Below are 23,772 nucleotides of genomic sequence, written 5' to 3'. Positions count from 1 at the left end.
GCAATACGCCGTTTAGCGACTTAACGGGTACCGTAGACGACGATAGTTTTACCGTGTGCGGAGATCAGGTTTTGATCTTCCAGCATCTTCAGAATACGGCCGACGGTTTCACGAGAGCAACCGACGATCTGGCCAATTTCCTGGCGGGTGATTTTGATCTGCATCCCGTCCGGGTGGGTCATGGCATCAGGCTGTTTCGCCAGATTCAGTAAGGTCTGAGCAATACGGCCTGTCACGTCGAGGAAAGCAAGGTTACCGACTTTCTCGGAAGTGACCTGCAGACGACGCGCCATCTGCGAAGAAAGGCGCATCAGGATGTCCGGGTTCACCTGGATTAACTGACGGAATTTTTTGTAAGAGATCTCGGCCACTTCACATGCGGTTTTCGCACGTACCCAGGCACTACGTTCCTGACCTTCTTCAAACAGGCCTAATTCACCGATGAAATCGCCCTGGTTGAGGTAAGAGAGGATCATCTCTTTACCTTCTTCATCCTTGATGAGTACAGCCACGGAGCCTTTTACGATGTAGTAAAGCGTTTCCGCTTTCTCACCCTGGTGAATCAGCGTGCTCTTTGATGGGTACTTATGAATGTGGCAATGAGACAAGAACCATTCAAGGGTAGGGTCTGTTTGCGGTTTGCCAAGCACCATGCGCGGTTATCCTCTGTTATAAGCTATCTCCGGACGCCGACACTACACGGCATCCGGGCATGCAATCGTATTTTTCCCTATGCCTGGGAAGCTGGCTGCTCAATTTATGCAGCCTGTAATGTGAACTCCTCAGCATACATGCGGTACATCAATGTATTACTGTAGCATCCAGACTGTTTTAGCATAGCTTTCACCGCATGTCTCCTGGTGTCTCGCTTCAGCATGACCCAGGTCGCCTTCCGTTGCGAGATTTGTTATGTGCGCGTAATCTGTCAGGAAAATTGCAACAGCGGAGTTAAATTTTATGCAAGCGCGTGTGAAATGGGTGGAAGGTCTAACCTTCATCGGTGAGTCGGCCTCCGGCCACCAGATTTTAATGGATGGCAACTCCGGGGACAAAGCGCCCAGCCCGATGGAGATGGTGTTAATGGCAGCGGGCGGCTGTAGCGCAATTGACGTGGTGTCTATCCTGCAAAAAGGGCGTCAAAACGTCACTAACTGCGAAGTGAAGCTGACCTCTGAACGCCGTGAAGAGGCGCCGCGCCTGTTCACCCATATCAATCTGCACTTTATCGTCACCGGTAAAGAGCTGAAGGATGCGGCGGTGTCCCGTGCGGTGGATTTATCCGCGGAGAAGTACTGCTCGGTGGCGCTGATGCTGGAAAAGGCGGTCAACATCACCCACTCTTACGAAGTGATCGAAGCCTGAGACGAATTGACGTAGCGGGACACTAACCCCGGCAGCACGGCGACCGGGGTTTTATTTTACCCTTAACTAATGGTTTTGCCTTCCATCAAGCGCTCGACCAGCGGCGCCATAATGAGCTCCATCGCCAGCCCCATCTTACCGCCCGGTACCACCAGGGTGTTCATATGCGAGATAAACGACCCCTGTAGCATCGCCAACAGCCAGGGATAATCAATCCCCTGCAAATTGCGGAAGTGAATCACCACGAAGCTTTCGTCGAGCGATGGAATGCCTTTGGCGGCAAACGGATTCGAGGTATCCACCGTCGGCACGCGCTGGAAGTTGATATGGGTACGTGAGAACTGCGGGGTGATGAAATTGATGTAGTCCTCCATCGAACGCACCACCGAGTCCATCACCGCTTCGCGCGAATGGCCTCGTTCGCTGGTATCGCGAATGAGCTTCTGGATCCATTCGAGGTTGACGATCGGCACCACGCCGACCAGCAGGTCGACATGTTTCGCCACGTCGTGCTGCGGCGTCACCACGCCGCCGTGGAGCCCTTCATAAAACAGCACGTCGGTGGGTTCAGGCAGCGGCTGCCACGGGGTAAAGGTACCGGGAACCTGATTCCAGGGAACCGCTTCATCGTAGGTATGGAGATATTTGCGCGACTGGCCCTTGCCGAATTCGCCGTATTCTAAAAAGGTGCGTTCAAGCAGGCTGAAGTCGTTGGCTTCCGGGCCAAAGTAGCTAATGTGTTTGCCCTGATCGCGCGCCTTGCGGATCGCCATGTCCATTTCCGGGCGAGTGTAGCGATGGAAGCTATCCCCTTCGACCTCCGCGGCGTGCAGGTTCAGCTGCGAGAAAATTTTGCGAAACGCGAGGCTGGTGGTGGTGGTGCCCGCGCCGCTGGAGCCCGTGACTGCGATCACTGGATGTTTGGCAGACATAACAACTCCCTGATTAAGTGATGGTGTGTCGCCGTATCGCGCCAGGCTCTCGCGGTTAGAGGGGCATGGCGCTTAGCCGTTAAACATCTTGCGGGGCATGATGTTGACCGTCTCGTGCAGTTCTGACCACACCAGCACGGCCTCCCCGGTTTTAAGCTGCTGTTTTACATCGGCGACTTTATCGGCAAGCGAACGTTCATGTTCACCATAATCGGTGCCTTCGCGCAACACAAAGCTTTCAATCAGATTATCCAGCGTTTCGGGATCGAGATCCTGCCAGGGAATAATCATGCCTGTCCTCCCAGCCAGCGGGTTAACCAATCCGGAATACGTTGCTCCAGCCACATCTGCGGTTTTCGCAGCGTACCGCCGACAAAGCCAACGTGGCCGCCTTGTTCCGTGAGCTGATATTCGACGTTTGCCGGCAGCTGTTCCTGCGGCGGGATGGAATGATGGTCCATAAACGGATCGTCTTTTGCGTGAATGATCAGCGTCGGCTTGGTGATATCGCTTAAGCGCGGCATCGCGCTGCACTGTCGGTAATAGTCTAGCGCATCGGCGAAACCGTGGATTTTGGCGGTGATCATGTCGTCGAATTCGCGGATGCGGCGCATGCTTTTGAGCTGGCGAAGATCGACCGGCAGCGAGCCCGGATAGGCTTTTAGCTTGCGCGCGGCGTTAGCTTTCAGCAGGTTGAGCAGGTAACGCTGATAGACGCGCGAAAATCCTTTATCCATATGGTAGCTGCAGGCTTCCAGCATAAAGGGCGCCGAAACAATGACGGCCGCATCGAGCGGAATATTGTCGCCTTCTTTCGCCAGCAGACAGCCCAGCATGTTACCGCCAAGCGAATAGCCTACCGCTGCCGTCGGCGCGGCGCCGAACTCGCGCTGCAGCCAGTGCAGGAACCAGGTGCCATCTTCCGTTTCGCCAGAGTGGTAAATACGACTGTTACGATTCGGCTCGCCGCTGCAGCCGCGAAAATGCATCACCACCCCGAGCCAGCCGCGCTGCATAGCGGCGTGAATCAAACCGTGGGCGTAAGGGCTGTGCAGGCTGCCTTCCAGACCGTGAAAAACCACCAGACGCGGTTTGTGGCGAGCGCCGGCGGGGTCCTCGCTCCAGGCCAGATCGACGAAATCGCCATCCGGCAGCTCAAGGCGCTGCCAGTGCGGCGTAAATCGGAGCTTGCGGCGGATGATCCGCGGCAGCATGGTTTGCAGATGACGATTGCCCACGCCGCGCATCGGATGGAATTCGCACGAATCGTTATCGGGGGGCGTCACTGCTGTCGGGGTTATTTCAACCATAGTACCAGGATTATTAAGAAACTTTTAGAACACTATACCGCGCTTAAAAGTGGGCGGTTAGCCAATATGTGGTCTTGCGGGTAATCGGTATAGATTACATGAAAATGATTGAAGAGAATGGCTGAGTGATGAATTTCGGAAAGTCTCCCGGAATAAAAGTCTGCCGGTATATCTGAAGCAGGCAGTCCGACGGTGAATTTTCTCTCACCGCCGAACGGTTACTCATTAGCCTTCCTGCAGCATTTGCTCCAGCTGTTCCTGCGCGTCCAGCCACGCCATCTCGCACTCTTCGAGACCTGATTTGGCGCTCGCCTGCTGCTGCAGACAGGCGGTTAATTCCGCTTTGCGCGAGGCGTCATATAACTCGCTGTCGCCCAGCTTCTCTTCCGCCTGCGCCAGCTGCGCGTTGAGTTTATCCATCTCTTTTTCCAGACGGGCGATCTCTTTACGCAGCGGTTGCGTTTGCGTGCGCAGTTCGGCTTCGCGGCGTTTTTGATCCTTACGCGCCTGCGCGCTATTGCCGTTATCCTTCGGCGCTTCAGAGGCCTGGTTTTCCTGCTTCTGCGAATCACTCAGCCACTGCTGATAATCTTCCAGATCGCCATCAAACGGTTCGACTTTGCCGTCGTGTACGAGGTACAGATCGTCAGTGGTGGAACGGATCAGGTGGCGATCGTGCGAGACCACGACCAGCGCCCCTTCGAAGTCGATCAGCGCTTCGGTTAAGGCCTGACGCATATCGAGATCAAGGTGGTTGGTCGGTTCATCGAGCAGCAGCAGGTTAGGGCGCTGCCAGACGATTAACGCCAGCACCAGGCGCGCTTTTTCGCCGCCGGAGAAACGGCGGGTCTCTTCGCTGACTTTATCCCCCTGGAATCCAAAGCCGCCGAGGTAGTCGCGCAGTTTTTGTTCCAGCTCCTGCGGCGCCAGGCGGGCCAGATGCTGTATCGGCGACTCATCGGCGCGCAGGAATTCGAGCTGATGCTGGGCGAAGTAACCGAGCTTAATGCCCTTAGCCAGGCCAATTTCACCGGACAGCGGTTGTAGTTCACCGGCCAGCAGCTTAATCAGCGTTGATTTACCGGCGCCGTTGCGCCCTAGCAGACCGATACGCGAACCGGGCACCAGGTTCAGCTTGATGGAGTCGAGAATAATCCGTTCGCCGTAGCCGGCGCTGACTTTTTCCATCTTGAGTAACGGGTTCGGCAGGCTTTCCGGCGCGCGGAAGCTGAAGTGGAACGGGTTATCGACGTGCGCCGGAGCGATAAGCTCCATGCGCTCAAGCATTTTGATACGGCTCTGCGCCTGCTTCGCTTTGGTAGCCTTGGCGCGGAAGCGGTCGATATAGCTCTGCAAGTGGGCTACGCGCTGCTGCTGGCTTTCATACATGGCCTGCTGCTGCGACAGACGGGTCGCGCGCTGGATTTCAAACGAGCTGTAGTTACCGGTGTATTCGAACATCGTTTGCTGTTCGATATGAATAATTTTATCGACGATCGGATCGAGGAAATCACGATCGTGGGAAATCAGGATCAGCGTACCGGTATAGCCTTTCAGCCACTTTTCCAGCCAGATCACCGCATCAAGATCGAGGTGGTTGGTCGGTTCGTCGAGCAGCAGCAGGTCGGAACGGCAGATCAGCGCCTGCGCGAGGTTTAAGCGCATACGCCAGCCGCCGGAGAAATCACTGACCGGCCGCTCAAGCTGCTCGTTACTGAAACCAAGGCCGTGTAGCAGGCTGGCGGCGCGGGAACGAATCGTCCAGGCGTCAATGGCATCCAGCTTACCGTGAACGGTAGCGATGGCGTGGCCGTCGTCGCGCTCATTGGCCTGCTGTAAATCGGCTTCCAGCTTGCGGAACTCGCGATCGCCATCAATAACATAATCAATAGCCGGTTGCGGCAGGGCCGGCGTTTCCTGATTAACCCACGCCAGCTGCCAGTTGCTCGGGAAGGTCATGGAGCCGCCGTCGGCGCTTATCTCGTTTTTCAAAAGCGAAAGCAACGTAGATTTACCGCAGCCGTTTTTACCCACCAGACCGACCTTCTGGCCAGGATTGATGGTGGCGGTGGCGTTGTCCAGCAGGACGCGTACGCCGCGACGAATTTGTAACGAGGAGAAAACAATCATAAGGCGCCGTATGTTCAGACTATGTTAATTTGTCTTTATGATAATGTAGTGTGGAAGCGAAACGCTCCATAGGGCCGCAATGGTAGCCCAAAATGAAGACGATAGACAAAGTCATTCTGGTTGCGTCGAGACGCAGCCGCTTCGCAAGCCGCCAGATGACGTTCGGGAGGGGAATGATGTCTCAGACAGCGAAAGTGTTGCTGCTGTATGCCCACCCAGAATCTCAGGATTCCGTGGCCAACCGGGTTTTGCTTGAACCGGCCTTACAGTTGCCGAATGTCACCGTGCACGATCTTTATGCGCACTATCCAGATTTTTTTATTGATATCGCCCATGAGCAGGATCTCCTGCGTCAGCATCAGGTGATTGTTTTCCAGCATCCGCTGTATACGTGGAGCTGCCCGGCATTGTTGAAAGAGTGGCTGGACCGGGTGCTGAGCCGCGGCTTCGCCAGCGGCGCGGGAGGGAATCAACTGGCGGGAAAGTACTGGCGCAGCGTGATCACCACCGGCGAGCCGGAGAGCGCTTACCGCCGCGATGCTAACCGCTATCCGATGAACGATATTCTGCGCCCTTTTGAGTTAACGGCCGGCATGTGCCGCATGCACTGGCTGAGTCCGATTATTGTCTACTGGGCGCGCCGACAGCGGCCGGAAGATTTGCAAAGCCACGCCCGCGCGTATCGCGACTGGCTCGCGAATCCTGTTGCAACAGGAGGCGTCAATGGCGGGAGCTGATTTGCTATTAGCAGGGGTACTGTTTTTGTTTGCCGCCGTGGTGGCGGTACCGCTGGCGGCCCGGCTGGGTATTGGCGCCGTACTCGGTTACCTGCTGGCCGGGATTGCGATTGGCCCGTGGGGGCTTGGCTTTATTAGCGATGTGGATGAAATTCTCCATTTTTCCGAGCTGGGCGTTGTATTCCTGATGTTCATCATCGGCCTTGAGCTCAATCCGGCCAAACTGTGGCAACTGCGCAACTCGATATTCGGCGTCGGCGCGGCGCAGGTGCTGTTTAGCGCGGCGATCCTTGGCGGATTGCTGGTGGTCACCGGGTTTTCGTGGCAGGCGGCCGTGGTGGGCGGTATTGGGTTAGCAATGTCCTCTACCGCGATGGCGCTGCAGCTGATGCGCGAGAAGGGAATGAGCCGTAACGAATCCGGCCAGCTTGGATTTTCAGTACTGTTATTTCAGGATCTAGCGGTGATCCCGGCGCTGGCGCTGGTCCCGCTGCTCGCCGGACACGGCGACGATAACTTTAACTGGATGTCGGTAGGGATGAAGGTGCTGGCATTCGCCGGCATGCTGATTGGCGGTCGTTTTCTGCTGCGCCCGGTATTCCGTTTTATCGCCGGTTCCGGCGTGCGCGAGGTCTTCACCGCCGCCACGCTGCTGCTGGTGCTGGGCTCAGCGTTGTTTATGGATGCCCTGGGGCTGTCAATGGCGCTGGGGACGTTTATCGCGGGCGTGCTGCTGGCGGAAAGCGAATATCGCCACGAGCTGGAAATCGCTATTGAGCCGTTTAAAGGCTTGCTGCTGGGGCTATTTTTTATCTCCGTCGGCATGGCGCTGAATCTTGGCGTGCTCTACACCCATTTGCTGTGGGTCGCGCTAAGCGTTGCCGCGCTGGTGGCGGTTAAAGCGTTGGTGCTTTATGTATTGGCCCGGGTATACGGTTTGCGCAGCGCCGAGCGCACGCAGTTCGCCGGCGTATTGAGCCAGGGCGGCGAGTTCGCCTTTGTTCTCTTTTCCATGCCGGCTTCGCAGAAGCTGTTCCATAACGATCAAATGGCGCTGCTGCTGGTTACCGTAACCTTATCGATGATGACCACGCCGCTCCTGATGAAGGTCATTGATAAAGTGCTGTCGCGACGGCTTAACCCGGCGGAGGATACCGATGAGGCGCCGTGGGTCGAGGATGATAAGCCACAGGTGATTATCGTCGGCTTCGGACGTTTTGGTCAGGTGATCGGGCGTCTGCTGATGGCTAATAAAATGCGTATTACCGTGCTTGAACGCGATATCAGCGCGGTCAACCTGATGCGCAAATATGGCTACAAAGTCTATTTCGGCGACGCGACGCAGCTTGAGCTACTGCGTTCGGCGGGGGCGGAAGAGGCGCAGTCGATTGTGATTACCTGCAACGAGCCGGAAGATACCATGAAGCTGGTGGAGATGTGCCAACAGCATTTTCCCCACCTGCATATTCTGGCCCGAGCGCGGGGGCGCGTAGAAGCGCATGAGTTATTACAGGCTGGCGTGACGCAGTTCTCGCGAGAAACCTTCTCCAGCGCCCTGGAATTGGGGCGCAAGGCGCTGGTGACCCTGGGAATGCATCCGCATCAGGCGCAGCGCGCGCAGTTGCACTTTCGACGCCTCGATATGCGAATGCTGCGCGAGTTAATGCCGGTGCATACTGATACTGTACAGATATCTCGCGTGCGGGAAGCCCGGCGCGAGCTGGAAGAGATTTTTGAGCGTGAAATGCAGAAAGAAAGCCGGCAGTTGGACGGCTGGGACGAGTTTGAATAGAAGGTAGAGCAAAATGGCGGTACGTAAACGTTTTATTGCCGGCGCAAAATGTCCGGCGTGCCAGGCGCAGGATTCACTGGCGATGTGGCGCGAGAATAATGTCGATATTGTTGAGTGCGTTAAGTGCGGACATCAGATGCGCGAGGCCGATAAAGAGGTCCGCGAACACGTTCGCAAAGAAGAGCAAGTGATCGGCATTTTTCATCCGGACTAGCGTTATCTGTCGCCTTTTTTTAAGCTAGAGGGTACACGGCTGCAGAATTCCGCTACAATCTGCGCCACTATTCTTCCCATGCTCAGGAGATATCATGAAAGTAGCAAAAGACCTGGTGGTCAGCCTGGCCTATCAGGTACGTACAGAAGACGGTGTGTTGGTTGATGAGTCTCCGGTGAGTGCGCCGCTGGACTACCTGCATGGTCACGGTTCCCTGATTTCCGGCCTGGAAAACGCATTAAACGGCCACGAAGTGGGCGATAAATTTGATGTCGAAGTCGGCGCGAATGACGCGTACGGCCAGTATGACGAAAACCTGGTTCAGCGCGTTCCTAAAGACGTCTTCATGGGCGTTGACGAACTGCAGGTTGGCATGCGCTTCCTGGCTGAAACCGACCAGGGTCCGGTACCGGTTGAAATCACTGAAGTCGGCGACGATTTCGTGGTGGTTGACGGCAACCACATGCTGGCTGGTCAGAATCTGAAGTTCAACGTAGAAGTTGTCGCCCTGCGCGAAGCCACTGCAGAAGAGCTGGAGCACGGTCACGTACACGGCGCTCATGGCCACGATCACGATCATGACCACGGTCATGACGGTTGCTGCGGCGGCCACGGCCACGATCATGGTCACGACCATGAACACGGCAAAGGTGGTTGCGGTAACGGCGGTTGCGGTTGCCACTAATGGCGTCGCGTTCGCGCGAATAGCCAAAAAAGCGGGGAAACCCGCTTTTTTTACGTCTCAATAATGCGGAGGCGGCGTCTCTTCAGACTGTGACGCGATGTGCGACGGCTGTGTCGCTTTCAGTTTTTCGATCATCAAGCGCATATGTTCGCGCATTTTGGCCATTTCTATTTCATGCGCCGTGACGGTTTTGTTGAGGTCCTCGATGGTGATCTCCTGAAACGCCAGTCGGCTTTCCAGTTCCGCCAGACGCGTCTCCATTGTGCTATCGTTCATAGGTCGCCTCTTCTGTCTTGTTTGCGGGCGGATTCTACTCAAGTTTCCGCGTTAACGCAGCATCGTAACGTCAGAGAGGAAACTAATTCATACAAAAATAGTCTGAAATGAGGCGATATTCAGGTAGGTCCGTATGTAGATTTGTTCTGCAACGTTCTATAGTACGTTTTTTGCTTTTTATGATAACCCTGGGGTGAGATGCCCCGGCCCTGGAGAAATGGATGAAATCACTGTTTAAAGTAACGCTGCTGGCGACCACGATGGCCGTTGCCCTGAATGCACCGCTGACCTTTGCTGCCGATACCGCAGCGAAAGCTGCACCGGCGGCGGACAGCAAATCGGCATTTAAAAATGACGATCAAAAATCCGCTTATGCGCTGGGTGCATCCCTCGGCCGTTACATGGAAAACTCCCTGAAAGAACAAGAGAAGCTGGGTATCAAACTGGATAAAGACCAGCTGATCGCCGGCGTGCAGGATGCGTTTGCCGATAAGAGCAAACTGTCCGACAAAGAAATTGAAACCACTCTGCAGTCCTTTGAGACCCGCGTGAAAACCGCCGCTCAGCAGAAGATGGAAAAAGATGCGACCGAGAACGATGCTAAAGGCAAAGCGTTCCGTGACGCCTTCGCTAAAGAGAAGGGCGTGAAAACCTCTAAATCCGGCCTGATGTATAAAGTCGAGAAAGCCGGTACTGGCGATGCGCCGAAAGACAGCGATACCGTCGTGGTGAACTACAAAGGTACGCTGATCGACGGTAAAGAGTTCGATAACTCTTACACCCGCGGCGAGCCGCTCTCTTTCCGTCTCGATGGCGTTATTCCTGGTTGGACCGAAGGCCTGAAAAACATCAAAAAAGGCGGCAAAATCAAGCTGGTTATCCCACCAGATCTGGCCTACGGCAAAACTGGCGTTCCGGGTATCCCGGCTAACTCTACGCTGGTATTCGATGTAGAACTGCTGGACATCAAACCGGCTCCGAAGGCTGATGCTAAGCCAGAAGCCGCTGCCGAAGCACCGGCTGCAGACGCTAAGAAGTAATCTGCTATAAGCCGCCGCCTTCAGGGGCGGCGGCTTTTTTATTGGCTGCAGATATAATTAAAACTGGAAAATTCCTCAGGCGCTGTATTACTTTAGATAGCTTAATAATGATGATGAGCCTGCCCTGACGATAACGACAGGCTCCTGAAAAGGAGTGCTTTTTTACATGTCCAGGTCGCTTTTAACCAACGAAACCAGCGAGCTTGACCTGCTGGATCAACGTCCTTTCGACCAGACCGACTTCGATATCCTAAAATCCTATGAAGCGGTGGTGGACGGGTTAGCGATGCTCATTGGTTCCCATTGTGAAATCGTGCTGCACTCACTGCAGGATTTAAAATGCTCCGCTATTCGTATCGCTAACGGTGAACACACCGGCCGCCAAATTGGCTCGCCGATTACCGATCTGGCGTTACGTATGCTGCACGATATGACGGGAGCGGATAGCAGCGTATCGAAGTGCTATTTTACCCGCGCGAAAAGCGGTGTGCTGATGAAATCGGTGACTATCGCCATTCGCAACCGGGAACATCGGGTGATTGGTCTGCTGTGTATCAACATGAACCTCGATGTCCCGTTCTCGCAGATTATGAGCACTTTTATTCCGCCGGAAACGCCGGAAGTCAACTCTCAGGTTAACTTTGCCTCGTCGGTGGATGATCTGGTGGCGCAAACGCTGGAGTTCACCATTGAAGAGGTGAATGCCGATCGCAACGTATCGAATAACGCGAAAAACCGCCAAATCGTGCTGAATCTATACGAGAAAGGCATCTTCGATATCAAAGATGCGATTAACCAGGTAGCCGATCGCCTGAATATCTCTAAACACACGGTGTACCTCTACATCCGCCAGTTTAAAAGCGGTGATTTCCAGGGGCTCGATAAGTAATGCGTTTTGCCATCACCGTAACCGGGCCTGCCTACGGTACTCAGCAGGCCAGTAGCGCGTGGCAGTTTGCGCAGGCGGTTATTAACGCAGGACATGAACTGGCCTGCGTATTTTTCTATCGTGAAGGAGTCTACAACGCCAATCAGCTGACGGCCCCCGCCAGCGATGAGGTAGACCTGGTGCGTCACTGGCAGCGCCTGCATGATGAACATGCCGTTGCGCTGCACATTTGCGTGGCAGCCGCGCTACGCCGCGGCGTGACCGATGAACGCGAAGCGCAGCAGCTTGGTTTGCCGGCGCATAATCTGCAGCCGGGCTTCACCTTAAGCGGGTTAGGCGCGCTGGCTGAAGCGTCGTTAACCTGCGATAGAATGGTGCAGTTCTGATGAAACGCGTGGCTTTCGTATTTTCTTCCGCGCCGCACGGCAGCGCAGCCGGTAGGGAAGGGCTGGACGCCTTACTGGCGACCTCGGCCCTCACCGACGACCTCGGCGTTTTTTTTGTCGGTGACGGCGTGTTTCAGATTATCCCTGGCCAGCAGCCGGGAAAAATCCTCGCCCGTGATTATATCGCCACCTTCAAGCTGTTATCGCTGTATGACATCGAACAGTGTTGGTTATGCGCGGCGTCTGCCCGCGAGCGCGGCCTGGCCGCCGATACGCCGTGGGTGGTGGATGTAGAAAGCCTCGAGCCAGAGGCGCTGCGCGCCCGGCTTGATGAGTTCAACGTGATTCTACGATTCTGAGGCCCAGATGCTCCACACTCTAAGCGTCTCTCCATGGCATGTCGATATCGACGCGATGCTGCGTCTGGTGAAGTCAGGCGACGATCTGCTCCTGCTCTCCGATGGCGTGATCGCGGCGATTGACGGCGGCCGTTTCCTTGAAATCCTGCAATCCGCCCCCATAACCCTACATGCTCTGCAAGACGATATCGAAGCCCGCGGGCTGGCTGGTCAAATTGCGGACAGTGTCGTCAGGGTTGACTATACTGATTTCGTCAGTCTTACGGTCAAACATGAAGGTCAGTTGGCCTGGTAATGGCGGGATCGTTGTATATTTCTTGACACCTTTTCGGCACCGCCCTAAAATTCTGCGTCCTCATATTATATGAGGCGATTTATTACGTGTTTACGAAGCAAAAGCTAAAACCAGGAGCTATTTAATGGCAACAGTTAACCAGCTGGTACGCAAACCACGCGCGCGCAAAGTTGCAAAGAGCAACGTGCCGGCGCTGGAAGCCTGCCCGCAGAAACGTGGCGTATGTACTCGCGTATATACCACCACTCCTAAGAAACCGAACTCCGCACTGCGTAAAGTTTGCCGTGTGCGTCTGACTAACGGTTTCGAAGTCACCTCCTACATCGGTGGTGAAGGTCACAACCTGCAGGAGCACTCCGTGATCCTGATCCGTGGCGGTCGTGTTAAAGACCTTCCGGGTGTTCGTTACCACACCGTTCGTGGTGCGCTTGACTGCTCCGGCGTTAAAGACCGTAAGCAGGCTCGCTCCAAGTACGGCGTGAAGCGTCCTAAGGCTTAATGGTTCTCCGTTAAGTAAGGCCAAACGTTTTATATTAATGTCAAACTAAACTCTTTGAGTTTTGGACAATCCTGAATTAACAACGGAGTATTTCCATGCCACGTCGTCGCGTCATTGGTCAGCGTAAAATTCTGCCGGATCCGAAGTTCGGATCAGAACTGCTGGCTAAATTTGTAAATATCCTGATGGTAGATGGTAAAAAATCTACTGCAGAAACTATCGTATACAGCGCGCTGGAGACCCTGGCTCAGCGCTCTGGTAAAACTGAACTGGAAGCCTTCGAAGTTGCGCTCGAAAACGTGCGCCCGACTGTCGAAGTTAAGTCCCGCCGCGTAGGTGGTTCTACTTATCAGGTTCCAGTTGAAGTACGTCCGGTTCGTCGTAATGCTCTGGCAATGCGTTGGATCGTTGAAGCTGCTCGTAAACGCGGTGATAAATCCATGGCTCTGCGCCTGGCGAACGAACTCACTGACGCTGCAGACAACAAAGGTACTGCAGTTAAGAAACGTGAAGACGTTCACCGTATGGCCGAAGCCAACAAGGCGTTCGCACACTACCGTTGGTAATCCCTTCGGAGTCATAGTCACCAGGCGGGCGTTTCAGATGAGTCGCCCGCTCTGGATAACTTAACTGAACGCCTAAAGAAATAAACGAGGAATCAAATGGCTCGTACAACACCCATCGCACGCTACCGTAACATCGGTATCAGTGCGCACATCGACGCCGGTAAAACCACTACTACCGAACGTATTCTGTTCTACACCGGTGTAAACCATAAAATCGGTGAAGTTCATGACGGCGCCGCTACCATGGACTGGATGGAGCAGGAGCAGGAACGTGGTATCACCATCACTTCCGCTGCGACTACTGCATTCTGGTCTGGTATGGCTAAACAGTATGAACCGCACCGTGTAAACATCATCGACACCCCGGGGCACGTTGACTTCACTATCGAAGTAGAACGTTCCATGCGTGTTCTTGATGGTGCGGTAATGGTTTACTGCGCAGTTGGTGGTGTTCAGCCGCAGTCTGAAACCGTATGGCGTCAGGCAAACAAATATAAAGTTCCACGCATTGCGTTCGTTAACAAAATGGACCGCATGGGTGCGAACTTCCTGAAAGTTGTTGGTCAGATCAAAACCCGTCTGGGCGCGAACCCGGTTCCGCTGCAGCTGGCAATTGGTGCTGAAGAAGGTTTCACCGGTGTTGTTGACCTGGTGAAAATGAAAGCCATCAACTGGAACGAAGCTGATGCAGGCGTTACCTTCGAATACGAAGATATCCCGGCTGACATGCAGGAACTGGCTGACGAATGGCACCAGAACCTGATCGAGTCCGCTGCGGAAGCTTCCGAAGAGCTGATGGAAAAATACCTGGGTGGCGAAGAACTGACTGAAGAAGAGATCAAAAAAGCTCTGCGTCAGCGCGTTCTGAACAACGAAATCATCCTGGTAACCTGTGGTTCTGCGTTCAAGAACAAAGGTGTTCAGGCGATGCTGGATGCGGTAATTGATTACCTGCCATCCCCGATCGATGTTCCGGCAATCAACGGCATCCTGGACGACGGTAAAGATACCCCGGCTGAGCGTCACGCAAGCGACGAAGAGCCGTTCTCTGCACTGGCGTTCAAAATCGCTACCGACCCGTTCGTTGGTAACCTGACCTTCTTCCGTGTGTACTCCGGTGTGGTTAACTCTGGTGATACCGTACTGAACTCCGTGAAAGCTGCACGTGAGCGTTTCGGTCGTATCGTTCAGATGCACGCTAACAAACGTGAAGAGATCAAAGAAGTTCGCGCGGGCGATATCGCTGCCGCTATCGGTCTGAAAGACGTAACCACTGGTGACACCCTGTGTGACCCGGATGCGCCGATCATTCTGGAGCGTATGGAATTCCCTGAGCCGGTAATCTCCATCGCCGTTGAGCCGAAAACCAAAGCTGACCAGGAAAAAATGGGTCTGGCTCTGGGTCGTCTGGCTAAAGAAGACCCGTCATTCCGCGTATGGACTGACGAAGAGTCTAACCAGACCATCATCGCCGGTATGGGTGAACTGCACCTCGACATCATCGTTGACCGTATGAAGCGTGAATTCAACGTTGAAGCGAACGTCGGTAAACCTCAGGTTGCTTACCGCGAAGCGATTCGCCAGAAAGTTACCGATGTTGAAGGTAAACACGCCAAGCAGTCTGGTGGTCGTGGTCAGTACGGTCACGTTGTGATCGACATGTACCCGCTGGAGCCGGGCTCTAACCCGAAAGGTTACGAGTTCATCAACGACATTAAAGGTGGTGTAATCCCTGGCGAATACATCCCGGCCGTTGATAAAGGCATCCAGGAACAGCTGAAAGCTGGTCCGCTGGCTGGCTACCCGGTAGTTGATATGGGTATCCGTCTGCACTTCGGTTCTTACCACGACGTTGACTCCTCTGAGCTGGCGTTTAAACTGGCCGCTTCTATCGCCTTTAAAGAAGGCTTTAAGAAAGCGAAACCAGTTCTGCTTGAGCCGATCATGAAGGTTGAAGTAGAAACTCCGGAAGAGAACACCGGTGACGTAATCGGTGACTTGAGCCGTCGTCGCGGCATGCTGCGCGGTCAAGAATCTGAAGTAACTGGCGTTAAGATCCACGCTGAAGTTCCGCTGTCTGAAATGTTCGGATATGCAACTCAGCTGCGTTCTCTGACCAAAGGTCGTGCATCATACACCATGGAATTCCTGAAGTATGATGATGCGCCGAACAACGTTGCTCAGGCCGTTATTGAAGCCCGTGGTAAATAATCCACAGGATTAAAACCTAAGTCCCGTGCTCTCTCCTGAGGGGAGAGCACTATAGTAAGGAATATAGCCGTGTCTAAAGAAAAATTTGAACGTACAAAACCGCACGTCAACGTTGGTACTATCGGCCACGTTGACCATGGTAAAACTACTCTGACCGCTGCAATCACCACCGTACTGGCTAAAACCTACGGCGGTGCTGCTCGCGCATTCGACCAGATCGATAACGCGCCGGAAGAAAAAGCTCGTGGTATCACCATCAACACTTCTCACGTTGAATATGACACCCCGACTCGCCACTACGCACACGTAGACTGCCCGGGCCACGCCGACTATGTTAAAAACATGATCACCGGTGCTGCTCAGATGGATGGCGCGATCCTGGTTGTTGCTGCGACTGACGGCCCGATGCCGCAGACTCGTGAGCACATCCTGCTGGGTCGTCAGGTAGGCGTTCCGTACATCATCGTGTTCCTGAACAAATGCGACATGGTTGATGACGAAGAGCTGCTGGAACTGGTTGAGATGGAAGTTCGTGAACTGCTGTCTCAGTACGATTTCCCGGGCGACGACACTCCGATCGTTCGTGGTTCTGCTCTGAAAGCGCTGGAAGGCGACGCAGAGTGGGAAGCGAAAATCATCGAACTGGCTGGCTTCCTGGATTCTTACATCCCAGAACCAGAGCGTGCGATTGACAAGCCGTTCCTGCTGCCGATCGAAGACGTATTCTCCATCTCCGGTCGTGGTACCGTTGTTACCGGTCGTGTAGAGCGCGGTATCATCAAAGTTGGTGAAGAAGTTGAAATCGTTGGTATCAAAGAAACCGCGAAAACCACCTGTACTGGCGTTGAAATGTTCCGCAAACTGCTGGACGAAGGCCGTGCTGGTGAGAACGTAGGTGTTCTGCTGCGTGGTATCAAACGTGAAGAAATCGAACGTGGTCAGGTACTGGCTAAGCCGGGCAGCATCAAGCCGCACACCAAGTTCGAATCTGAAGTGTACATCCTGTCCAAAGACGAAGGCGGCCGTCATACTCCGTTCTTCAAAGGCTACCGTCCGCAGTTCTACTTCCGTACTACTGACGTGACTGGTACCATCGAACTGCCGGAAGGCGTAGAGATGGTAATGCCGGGCGACAACATCAAAATGGTTGTTACCCTGATCCACCCGATCGCGATGGACGACGGTCTGCGTTTCGCAATCCGTGAAGGCGGCCGTACCGTTGGCGCGGGCGTTGTAGCTAAAGTTCTGGGCTAATTCGTTAGCTTTGAATTAAAAAGGGCGCTTCGGCGCCCTTTTTGCTGTCTATGATTTGGTGATAAGCCGCGATGGTTTAAATATTCATAAAGTGCGCCACTACGGATAATTAATAAACAGCCTATTGTAATCATAACTATTCTCATTTAAACTTTGTGCATAAATTGAACGGGAGTTTATATGTACGTTTGTTTGTGCAATGGCGTAAGCGATAAAAAAATCCGTCAGGTTGTGCGTCAATTTCAACCGCAATCTTTTCAACAATTACGCAAATTTATTCCCGTTGGAAATCAATGCGGTAAGTGCGTCCGCGCGGCACGTGAAGTGATGGAAGATGAATTAACCAGCATGCCGGAATTCAAAGAAATCGCCTGATCGCGACCCTTCTCTTTTTGACATCCTTATAGCCCGGACTACGCTTCAATAAGTGGAAGCGGAGGGACTTTATAATGAAAGGTGATGTCAAAATCATAAGTTATCTCAATAAATTATTGGGAAACGAACTGGTTGCTATTAACCAGTATTTTCTTCATGCAAGAATGTTCAAGAACTGGGGCCTGATGCGCCTCAACGATATTGAATATCATGAATCTATCGATGAGATGAAACACGCCGATAAGTACATCGAGCGTATATTGTTTCTTGAAGGCCTGCCTAACCTGCAGGATCTTGGCAAACTTGGCATCGGTGAGGATGTCGAAGAGATGTTGCAGTCTGACTTAAGGCTGGAGCTGGAAGGCGCGCAAAACCTGCGTGAGGCAATCGCCTATGCCGACAGCGTTCACGATTATGTCAGTCGCGATATGATGATTGAAATCCTTGCCGATGAGGAAGGCCATATTGACTGGCTGGAAACCGAGTTAGATCTGATTGGCAAAATCGGTCTGCAAAATTACCTTCAATCGCAGATCAAAGTGTCAGACTAGCGAACGTCTGCCACCCGCACCAAAAACCCGCTGCAGTCAGAAATGGCCCAAACGGCAGCGGGTTGTTCAAACCCCCTCGTTGTTGCTTATACTTCCCAATCAACGCTAATGTCATCCATGTCATACCGGCAACCAAAGATGCGACCAACACCAGTTGTGGCAACTTTTGCCAGCCGTGCCAGGCGCCGAGGGCGGCAAGATATTTAACGTCGCCGTAGCCTAAACCCTCATATCCGCGAAGCCCGCGATATAGCCAATAGAGCAGGGCAAAAAAAAGATAGCCAGCAATAGCCCCCCAGACGGCATCTTCAAGCCGCTGCGGCGCCAGACACAGGTAAAAAACAAAACCGCTCCACAGCAGGGGACAGGTGAGCCTGTCGGGAAGAAGACCGCGAAGCAGGTCCTGCCGGCATAACGCCAGGGTTAAACCACAATAACAAACTAAGAAGGGGAGGACGGTAAGCATGGAACACTCCTGTTCGGGGATAATGCGCTCACATTGCTTATCGTCGCGCGTTAGCGCAAAGCGCATTTGTGCAAGATGGATGGCGGCTTCCTGACTTATTTATCGTGTTATTGCATTGCCGAGCGCCTTCGCGGGAAGACGCGCAAATTGTGGTGATGATTTTCTAATCAGCACTTGCGTCGCGCCTGAATTTGCGTATAATGCGCGGGCCTGTCAAAATTGACGGCCGGTTCGATATGAGCCCTGGTAGCGCAGTTTGCTACCTAACAATGTTCCCAATCGGGGAACTCTGTAAGAACGGTTACACTCTCCCATCAATCGTAATGGGTATGAGGAGTAATCATTTCGTCTATAAAATAATTGGAGCTCTGGTCTCATGCAGAACCAAAGAATCCGTATCCGCCTTAAAGCGTTTGATCATCGTCTGATCGATCAATCAACCGCGGAAATCGTCGAGACTGCTAAGCGCACTGGTGCGCAAGTCCGTGGTCCGATCCCGCTGCCGACCCGCAAAGAGCGTTTCACCGTTCTGATCTCTCCGCACGTCAACAAAGACGCGCGTGATCAGTACGAGATTCGTACTCACAAGCGTCTGGTTGACATCGTTGAGCCAACTGAAAAAACCGTTGATGCTCTGATGCGTCTGGACCTGGCTGCCGGTGTAGACGTGCAGATCAGCCTGGGTTAATCAGGTCATCGAGCGATTGAGAGGTTGATACAATGATTGGTTTAGTCGGTAAAAAAGTGGGTATGACCCGCATCTTCACTGAAGATGGCGTCTCTATCCCAGTAACCGTTATCGAAGTTGAAGCAAACCGCGTTACTCAGGTTAAAGATCTGGCTAACGATGGCTATCGCGCTGTTCAGGTTACCACTGGTGCTAAAAAAGCTAACCGTGTAACTAAGCCGGAAGCTGGTCACTTTGCTAAAGCTGGCGTAGAAGCTGGCCGCGGCCTGTGGGAGTTCCGTCTGGCAGATGGTGAAGAATACACCGTTGGTCAGAACATTAGCGTTGAACTGTTTGCTGACGTTAAAAAAGTTGACGTAACCGGTACCTCTAAAGGTAAAGGTTTCGCTGGTACCGTTAAGCGCTGGAACTTCCGTACCCAGGACGCTACCCACGGTAACTCCTTGTCTCACCGCGTTCCGGGTTCTATCGGTCAGAACCAGACTCCGGGCAAAGTGTTCAAAGGCAAGAAAATGGCAGGTCAGCTGGGCAACGAACGCGTTACTGTTCAGAGCCTGGACGTAGTACGTGTTGACGCTGAGCGCAACCTGCTGCTGGTTAAAGGTGGTGTTCCGGGTGCAACCGGCTGCGACCTGATCGTTAAACCAGCTGTGAAGGCGTAAGGGGATAGCAATGGAATTAGTATTGAAAGACGCGCAGAGCGCGCTGACTGTTTCCGAAACTACCTTCGGTCGTGATTTCAACGAAGCGCTGGTTCACCAGGTTGTTGTTGCTTATGCAGCTGGTGCGCGTCAGGGTACTCGTGCTCAGAAGACTCGTGCTGAAGTAACTGGTTCAGGCAAAAAGCCATGGCGCCAGAAAGGTACCGGCCGTGCGCGTTCAGGTTCTATCAAGAGCCCGATCTGGCGTTCCGGTGGCGTAACCTTCGCTGCTCGTCCGCAGGACCACAGTCAAAAAGTTAACAAGAAGATGTACCGCGGCGCGCTGAAAAGCATTCTGTCCGAACTGGTACGTCAGGATCGTCTGATCGTTGTCGAGAAGTTCTCTGTAGAAGCGCCTAAAACTAAGCTGCTGGCTCAGAAACTGAAAGACATGGCTCTGGAAGATGTGCTGATCATCACCGGTGAGCTGGACGAGAACCTGTTCCTGGCCGCACGTAACCTGCACAAGGTTGACGTACGCGATGCGACTGGTATCGACCCGGTTAGCCTGATCGCCTTCGACAAAGTCGTAATGACTGCTGATGCTGTTAAGCAAGTTGAGGAGATGCTGGCATGATTCGTGAAGAACGTCTGCTGAAGGTGCTGCGCGCACCGCACGTTTCTGAAAAAGCGTCTACTGCGATGGAAAAAACCAACACCATCGTTCTCAAAGTTGCTAAAGACGCGACCAAAGCAGAAATCAAAGCTGCTGTGCAGAAACTGTTTGAAGTCGAAGTCGAAGTCGTTAACACCCTGGTAGTTAAAGGGAAAGTTAAACGTCACGGACAGCGTATCGGTCGTCGTAGCGACTGGAAAAAAGCTTACGTCACCCTGAAGGAAGGCCAGAATCTGGACTTCGTCGGCGGCGCTGAGTAAGTCGGAGGAGTAATACAATGGCAGTTGTTAAATGTAAACCGACATCTCCGGGTCGTCGCCACGTTGTTAAAGTGGTCAACCCAGAGCTGCACAAGGGCAAACCTTTTGCTCCGCTGGTTGAAAAAAACAGCAAATCCGGCGGTCGTAACAACAATGGCCGTATCACCACTCGTCATATCGGTGGTGGTCACAAGCAGGCTTACCGTATTGTTGACTTCAAACGCAACAAAGATGGTATCCCGGCAGTTGTTGAACGTCTTGAGTACGATCCGAACCGTTCCGCGAACATCGCGCTGGTTCTGTACAAAGACGGTGAGCGCCGTTACATTCTGGCCCCGAAAGGCCTGAAAGCTGGCGACCAGATTCAGTCTGGCGTTGATGCTGCAATCAAAGCAGGCAACACCCTGCCGATGCGCAATATCCCGGTTGGTTCTACCGTTCATAACGTAGAAATGAAACCAGGTAAAGGCGGTCAGCTGGCTCGTTCCGCTGGTACTTACGTTCAGATCGTTGCTCGTGACGGTGCTTATGTCACCCTGCGTCTGCGTTCTGGTGAAATGCGTAAAGTCGAAGCAGACTGCCGCGCTACTCTGGGCGAAGTTGGCAATGCTGAGCATATGCTGCGCGTTCTGGGTAAAGCAGGTGCTGCACGCTGGCGTGGTGTTCGTCCTACCGTTCGCGGTACTGCGATGAACCCAGTCGATCACCCACATGGTGGTGGTGAAGGTCGTAACTTTGGTAAGCACCCGGTATCCCCGTGGGGCCTGCAGACCAAAGGTAAGAAGACCCGCAGCAACAAGCGTACTGATAAATTCATCGTACGTCGCCGTAGCAAATAATTTTAGAGGATAAGCCATGCCACGTTCTCTCAAGAAAGGTCCTTTTATTGACCTGCACTTGCTGAAGAAGGTAGAGAAAGCGGTGGAAAGCGGAGACAAGAAGCCCCTGCGCACTTGGTCCCGTCGTTCAACGATCTTTCCTAACATGATCGGTTTGACCATCGCTGTCCATAATGGTCGTCAGCACGTTCCAGTCTTTGTTTCCGACGAAATGGTTGGTCACAAACTGGGTGAATTCGCACCGACTCGTACTTATCGCGGCCACGCTGCTGATAAAAAAGCGAAGAAGAAATAAGGTAGGAGGAAGAGATGGAAACTTTAGCTCAACATCGCCATGCTCGTTCTTCTGCTCAGAAGGTTCGCCTTGTAGCTGACCTGATTCGCGGTAAGAAAGTGTCGCAGGCCCTGGATATTCTGACCTACACCAACAAAAAAGCTGCTGTACTGGTCAAGAAGGTACTGGAATCTGCCATTGCTAACGCTGAACACAACGATGGCGCTGACATTGATGATCTGAAAGTTGCGAAAATTTTCGTAGACGAAGGCCCGAGCATGAAGCGCATTATGCCGCGTGCTAAAGGTCGTGCAGATCGCATCCTGAAGCGCACCAGCCACATCACTGTGGTTGTGTCCGATCGCTGAGACTCTGGAGACTAGCAATGGGTCAGAAAGTACATCCTAATGGTATTCGCCTGGGTATTGTCAAACCATGGAACTCTACCTGGTTCGCGAACACCAAAGAATTCGCTGACAACCTGGACAGCGATTTTAAAGTACGTCAGTTCTTAACTAAAGAGCTGGCTAAAGCGTCTGTATCTCGCATCGTTATCGAGCGTCCGGCTAAGAGCATCCGTGTGACCATTCACACTGCTCGCCCGGGTATCGTTATCGGTAAGAAAGGCGAAGACGTAGAAAAACTGCGCAAGGTCGTAGCGGATATCGCTGGCGTTCCTGCACAGATCAATATTGCCGAAGTTCGTAAGCCTGAACTGGACGCTAAATTGGTTGCTGACAGCATCACTTCTCAGCTGGAACGTCGCGTTATGTTCCGTCGTGCTATGAAGCGTGCTGTACAGAACGCAATGCGTCTGGGCGCTAAAGGTATCAAAGTTGAAGTTAGCGGCCGTCTGGGCGGCGCGGAAATCGCACGTACCGAATGGTACCGTGAAGGTCGCGTACCGCTGCACACTCTGCGTGCTGACATCGACTACAACACCTCTGAAGCGCACACCACTTACGGTGTAATCGGCGTTAAGGTATGGATCTTCAAAGGTGAGATCCTGGGTGGTATGGCTGCTGTTGAACAACCGGAACCGGCTGCTCAACCTAAAAAGCAGCAGCGTAAAGGCCGTAAATAAGGAGCGTCGCTGATGTTACAACCAAAGCGTACAAAATTCCGTAAAGTGCACAAAGGCCGCAACCGTGGTCTGGCGCAGGGTACGGATGTTAGCTTCGGCACTTTCGGTCTGAAAGCTGTTGGCCGTGGTCGTCTGACTGCACGTCAGATCGAAGCAGCACGTCGTGCTATGACCCGTGCAGTTAAGCGTCAAGGTAAGATCTGGATCCGTGTATTCCCGGACAAACCGATCACCGAGAAGCCGCTGGAAGTTCGTATGGGTAAAGGTAAAGGTAACGTGGAGTACTGGGTTGCCTTGATTCAGCCGGGTAAAGTCCTTTATGAAATGGACGGCGTACCGGAAGAGCTGGCCCGTGAAGCATTCGGCCTGGCAGCAGCGAAACTGCCGATCAAAACCACCTTTGTAACTAAGACGGTGATGTAATGAAAGCAAAAGAGCTGCGTGAAAAAAGCGTTGAAGAGCTGAACGCTGAGCTGCTGAACCTGCTGCGTGAGCAGTTCAACCTGCGTATGCAGGCTGCAAGTGGCCAGCTGCAACAGACTCATCTGCTGAAGCAAGTGCGTCGTGATGTTGCACGCGTTAAGACTTTACTGACTCAGAAGGCGGGTGCGTAATGACCGATAAAATCCGTACTCTGCAAGGTCGCGTAGTTAGCGACAAAATGGAGAAATCCATTGTTGTTGCTATCGAACGTTTTGTGAAACACCCGATCTACGGTAAATTCATCAAACGTACGACCAAACTGCACGTACATGACGAGAACAACGAATGTGGTATCGGCGACAAGGTTGAAATCCGTGAATGCCGTCCACTGTCCAAGACTAAGTCCTGGACGCTGGTTCGCGTTGTAGAGAAAGCGGTTCTGTAATAGAGTACGCATTCTCAATACGAATAAACGGCTCAGCGATGGGCCGTTTATTTTTTCTACCCATATTGCAGAAGCGGTGTTATAATGCCGCGCCCTCGATATGGGGCTTTTTA

General features: G+C 53.2%; 34 protein-coding genes. 27 read left to right on the top strand and 7 right to left on the bottom strand.

Annotation, left to right across the window (positions count from 1 at the left end; translation table 11 throughout):
* Positions 1-20: 20 nt before the first annotated feature.
* A complete protein-coding gene (crp, locus tag ABLV17_RS08870) occupies positions 21-653 on the bottom strand; it encodes a cAMP-activated global transcriptional regulator CRP (protein WP_000242758.1) in 633 nt (210 codons plus the stop codon).
* A 304-nt stretch (positions 654-957) separates the two neighbouring features.
* Here crp and ABLV17_RS08865 point away from each other — a divergent pair, with 304 nt between their 5' ends.
* Positions 958-1,362 (top strand): OsmC family protein, encoded by a 405-nt coding sequence (locus ABLV17_RS08865; RefSeq protein WP_015703648.1) that lies wholly within the window; start codon positions 958-960, stop codon positions 1,360-1,362.
* Between the two features lie 62 nt (positions 1,363-1,424).
* Here the strand turns inward: ABLV17_RS08865 and ABLV17_RS08860 are convergent, their stop codons facing one another.
* From ABLV17_RS08860 to ABLV17_RS08845, 4 genes are all read right to left on the bottom strand, one after another.
* The gene (locus ABLV17_RS08860; protein WP_015369404.1) at positions 1,425-2,294 is read right to left on the bottom strand and encodes a phosphoribulokinase; all 870 of its coding nucleotides are present in this window, start codon (positions 2,292-2,294) and stop codon (positions 1,425-1,427) included.
* A gap of 72 nt (positions 2,295-2,366) precedes the next feature.
* Positions 2,367-2,585 (bottom strand): YheU family protein, encoded by a 219-nt coding sequence (locus tag ABLV17_RS08855; RefSeq protein WP_015369405.1) that lies wholly within the window; start codon positions 2,583-2,585, stop codon positions 2,367-2,369.
* Entirely contained in the window at positions 2,582-3,604 is a 1,023-nt protein-coding gene (locus ABLV17_RS08850; RefSeq protein ID WP_348854218.1) for a hydrolase, read from the bottom strand. The genes ABLV17_RS08855 and ABLV17_RS08850 overlap by 4 nt, the downstream gene beginning before the upstream one ends.
* A gap of 225 nt (positions 3,605-3,829) precedes the next feature.
* A complete protein-coding gene (locus tag ABLV17_RS08845; protein ID WP_087859084.1) occupies positions 3,830-5,734 on the bottom strand; it encodes an ABC transporter ATP-binding protein in 1,905 nt (634 codons plus the stop codon).
* Between the two features lie 173 nt (positions 5,735-5,907).
* Here ABLV17_RS08845 and kefG point away from each other — a divergent pair, with 173 nt between their 5' ends.
* The 4 genes from kefG (at position 5,908) to slyD (ending at position 9,162) form a co-directional block, all read left to right on the top strand.
* Positions 5,908-6,471 carry a glutathione-regulated potassium-efflux system ancillary protein KefG gene (gene kefG / locus ABLV17_RS08840; protein ID WP_015369408.1) on the top strand — a complete coding sequence of 188 codons (564 nt, stop codon included), beginning with the start codon at positions 5,908-5,910 and terminating at the stop codon, positions 6,469-6,471.
* On the top strand, positions 6,458-8,263 hold the full coding sequence (gene kefB / locus ABLV17_RS08835) for a glutathione-regulated potassium-efflux system protein KefB (protein WP_087859085.1): 1,806 nt from the start codon (positions 6,458-6,460) through the stop codon (positions 8,261-8,263). Before kefG ends, kefB begins: the two co-directional genes overlap by 14 nt.
* A gap of 13 nt (positions 8,264-8,276) precedes the next feature.
* Positions 8,277-8,477, top strand: a complete 201-nt coding sequence (locus tag ABLV17_RS08830; RefSeq protein WP_004106389.1) for a YheV family putative zinc ribbon protein — start codon at positions 8,277-8,279, stop codon at positions 8,475-8,477.
* 94 nt (positions 8,478-8,571) lie between these two features.
* Positions 8,572-9,162 carry a peptidylprolyl isomerase gene (gene slyD / locus ABLV17_RS08825; RefSeq protein WP_015369410.1) on the top strand — a complete coding sequence of 197 codons (591 nt, stop codon included), beginning with the start codon at positions 8,572-8,574 and terminating at the stop codon, positions 9,160-9,162.
* A gap of 57 nt (positions 9,163-9,219) precedes the next feature.
* On the opposite strand, the gene ABLV17_RS08820 is transcribed toward slyD, so the two are convergent.
* Positions 9,220-9,438, bottom strand: coding sequence for a protein SlyX (locus ABLV17_RS08820; protein WP_015369411.1), 219 nt, complete (start codon positions 9,436-9,438; stop codon positions 9,220-9,222).
* Between the two features lie 221 nt (positions 9,439-9,659).
* Between ABLV17_RS08820 and fkpA the strand changes: the two genes are divergently transcribed.
* The 11 genes from fkpA (at position 9,660) to bfr (ending at position 17,863) form a co-directional block, all read left to right on the top strand.
* Complete coding sequence (gene fkpA / locus ABLV17_RS08815; protein ID WP_015369412.1) at positions 9,660-10,478, top strand: FKBP-type peptidyl-prolyl cis-trans isomerase; 819 nt, start codon at positions 9,660-9,662, stop codon at positions 10,476-10,478.
* A 166-nt stretch (positions 10,479-10,644) separates the two neighbouring features.
* Complete coding sequence (locus ABLV17_RS08810) at positions 10,645-11,367, top strand: transcriptional regulator (RefSeq protein WP_004868391.1); 723 nt, start codon at positions 10,645-10,647, stop codon at positions 11,365-11,367.
* Entirely contained in the window at positions 11,367-11,753 is a 387-nt protein-coding gene (tusD, locus tag ABLV17_RS08805) for a sulfurtransferase complex subunit TusD (RefSeq protein WP_015369413.1), read from the top strand. Before ABLV17_RS08810 ends, tusD begins: the two co-directional genes overlap by 1 nt.
* A complete protein-coding gene (gene tusC / locus ABLV17_RS08800; RefSeq protein WP_015369414.1) occupies positions 11,753-12,112 on the top strand; it encodes a sulfurtransferase complex subunit TusC in 360 nt (119 codons plus the stop codon). Before tusD ends, tusC begins: the two co-directional genes overlap by 1 nt.
* Before the next feature lie 7 nt (positions 12,113-12,119).
* Entirely contained in the window at positions 12,120-12,407 is a 288-nt protein-coding gene (gene tusB / locus ABLV17_RS08795; protein WP_308958274.1) for a sulfurtransferase complex subunit TusB, read from the top strand.
* Positions 12,408-12,531: 124 nt separating this feature from the next.
* Complete coding sequence (gene rpsL / locus ABLV17_RS08790) at positions 12,532-12,906, top strand: 30S ribosomal protein S12 (RefSeq protein ID WP_000246815.1); 375 nt, start codon at positions 12,532-12,534, stop codon at positions 12,904-12,906.
* A gap of 95 nt (positions 12,907-13,001) precedes the next feature.
* On the top strand, positions 13,002-13,472 hold the full coding sequence (gene rpsG / locus ABLV17_RS08785; RefSeq protein ID WP_015369416.1) for a 30S ribosomal protein S7: 471 nt from the start codon (positions 13,002-13,004) through the stop codon (positions 13,470-13,472).
* A 96-nt stretch (positions 13,473-13,568) separates the two neighbouring features.
* Positions 13,569-15,683: an elongation factor G gene (gene fusA / locus ABLV17_RS08780; protein WP_015369417.1), complete on the top strand. Its 2,115-nt coding sequence runs from the start codon at positions 13,569-13,571 to the stop codon at positions 15,681-15,683.
* A 69-nt stretch (positions 15,684-15,752) separates the two neighbouring features.
* Positions 15,753-16,937 (top strand): elongation factor Tu, encoded by a 1,185-nt coding sequence (tuf, locus tag ABLV17_RS08775; RefSeq protein WP_015369418.1) that lies wholly within the window; start codon positions 15,753-15,755, stop codon positions 16,935-16,937.
* Positions 16,938-17,117: 180 nt separating this feature from the next.
* Positions 17,118-17,312, top strand: coding sequence for a bacterioferritin-associated ferredoxin (gene bfd, locus ABLV17_RS08770; RefSeq protein WP_015369419.1), 195 nt, complete (start codon positions 17,118-17,120; stop codon positions 17,310-17,312).
* A 74-nt stretch (positions 17,313-17,386) separates the two neighbouring features.
* Positions 17,387-17,863, top strand: coding sequence for a bacterioferritin (gene bfr, locus ABLV17_RS08765; protein WP_015369420.1), 477 nt, complete (start codon positions 17,387-17,389; stop codon positions 17,861-17,863).
* On the opposite strand, the gene ABLV17_RS08760 is transcribed toward bfr, so the two are convergent.
* Positions 17,847-18,329, bottom strand: coding sequence for an A24 family peptidase (locus tag ABLV17_RS08760; RefSeq protein ID WP_143115456.1), 483 nt, complete (start codon positions 18,327-18,329; stop codon positions 17,847-17,849). The genes bfr and ABLV17_RS08760 overlap by 17 nt on opposite strands.
* 376 nt (positions 18,330-18,705) lie before the next feature.
* On the opposite strand from ABLV17_RS08760, the gene rpsJ reads away from it, so the two are divergent.
* From rpsJ to rpsQ, 11 genes are read left to right on the top strand one after another with little or no spacing between them, the layout of a single operon-like run.
* Entirely contained in the window at positions 18,706-19,017 is a 312-nt protein-coding gene (gene rpsJ / locus ABLV17_RS08755) for a 30S ribosomal protein S10 (RefSeq protein ID WP_001181005.1), read from the top strand.
* A 32-nt stretch (positions 19,018-19,049) separates the two neighbouring features.
* Positions 19,050-19,679: a 50S ribosomal protein L3 gene (gene rplC / locus ABLV17_RS08750; protein WP_003031117.1), complete on the top strand. Its 630-nt coding sequence runs from the start codon at positions 19,050-19,052 to the stop codon at positions 19,677-19,679.
* Positions 19,680-19,689: 10 nt separating this feature from the next.
* Entirely contained in the window at positions 19,690-20,295 is a 606-nt protein-coding gene (rplD, locus tag ABLV17_RS08745) for a 50S ribosomal protein L4 (protein WP_000424395.1), read from the top strand.
* Complete coding sequence (gene rplW / locus ABLV17_RS08740) at positions 20,292-20,594, top strand: 50S ribosomal protein L23 (RefSeq protein ID WP_000617546.1); 303 nt, start codon at positions 20,292-20,294, stop codon at positions 20,592-20,594. Before rplD ends, rplW begins: the two co-directional genes overlap by 4 nt.
* Before the next feature lie 17 nt (positions 20,595-20,611).
* A complete protein-coding gene (gene rplB, locus ABLV17_RS08735; RefSeq protein ID WP_015369423.1) occupies positions 20,612-21,433 on the top strand; it encodes a 50S ribosomal protein L2 in 822 nt (273 codons plus the stop codon).
* A 16-nt stretch (positions 21,434-21,449) separates the two neighbouring features.
* Positions 21,450-21,728, top strand: a complete 279-nt coding sequence (gene rpsS / locus ABLV17_RS08730) for a 30S ribosomal protein S19 (protein WP_001138115.1) — start codon at positions 21,450-21,452, stop codon at positions 21,726-21,728.
* A gap of 14 nt (positions 21,729-21,742) precedes the next feature.
* Positions 21,743-22,075 carry a 50S ribosomal protein L22 gene (gene rplV / locus ABLV17_RS08725; protein ID WP_002919773.1) on the top strand — a complete coding sequence of 111 codons (333 nt, stop codon included), beginning with the start codon at positions 21,743-21,745 and terminating at the stop codon, positions 22,073-22,075.
* Between the two features lie 17 nt (positions 22,076-22,092).
* Complete coding sequence (gene rpsC, locus ABLV17_RS08720) at positions 22,093-22,791, top strand: 30S ribosomal protein S3 (protein ID WP_002919766.1); 699 nt, start codon at positions 22,093-22,095, stop codon at positions 22,789-22,791.
* 12 nt (positions 22,792-22,803) lie between these two features.
* The gene (gene rplP / locus ABLV17_RS08715) at positions 22,804-23,214 is read left to right on the top strand and encodes a 50S ribosomal protein L16 (RefSeq protein WP_002919759.1); all 411 of its coding nucleotides are present in this window, start codon (positions 22,804-22,806) and stop codon (positions 23,212-23,214) included.
* The gene (rpmC, locus tag ABLV17_RS08710) at positions 23,214-23,405 is read left to right on the top strand and encodes a 50S ribosomal protein L29 (RefSeq protein ID WP_002919754.1); all 192 of its coding nucleotides are present in this window, start codon (positions 23,214-23,216) and stop codon (positions 23,403-23,405) included. Before rplP ends, rpmC begins: the two co-directional genes overlap by 1 nt.
* The gene (rpsQ, locus tag ABLV17_RS08705) at positions 23,405-23,659 is read left to right on the top strand and encodes a 30S ribosomal protein S17 (RefSeq protein ID WP_002438707.1); all 255 of its coding nucleotides are present in this window, start codon (positions 23,405-23,407) and stop codon (positions 23,657-23,659) included. The genes rpmC and rpsQ overlap by 1 nt, the downstream gene beginning before the upstream one ends.
* Positions 23,660-23,772: the final 113 nt, after the last annotated feature.

This window comes from Klebsiella sp. CN_Kp091 (assembly GCF_040065095.1).
GTDB classification, from domain to species: domain Bacteria; phylum Pseudomonadota; class Gammaproteobacteria; order Enterobacterales; family Enterobacteriaceae; genus Klebsiella; species Klebsiella aerogenes.
The sequence above is the reverse complement of the archived record's forward strand: the minus strand, read 5'-3'. Positions and strand labels throughout refer to the sequence as shown.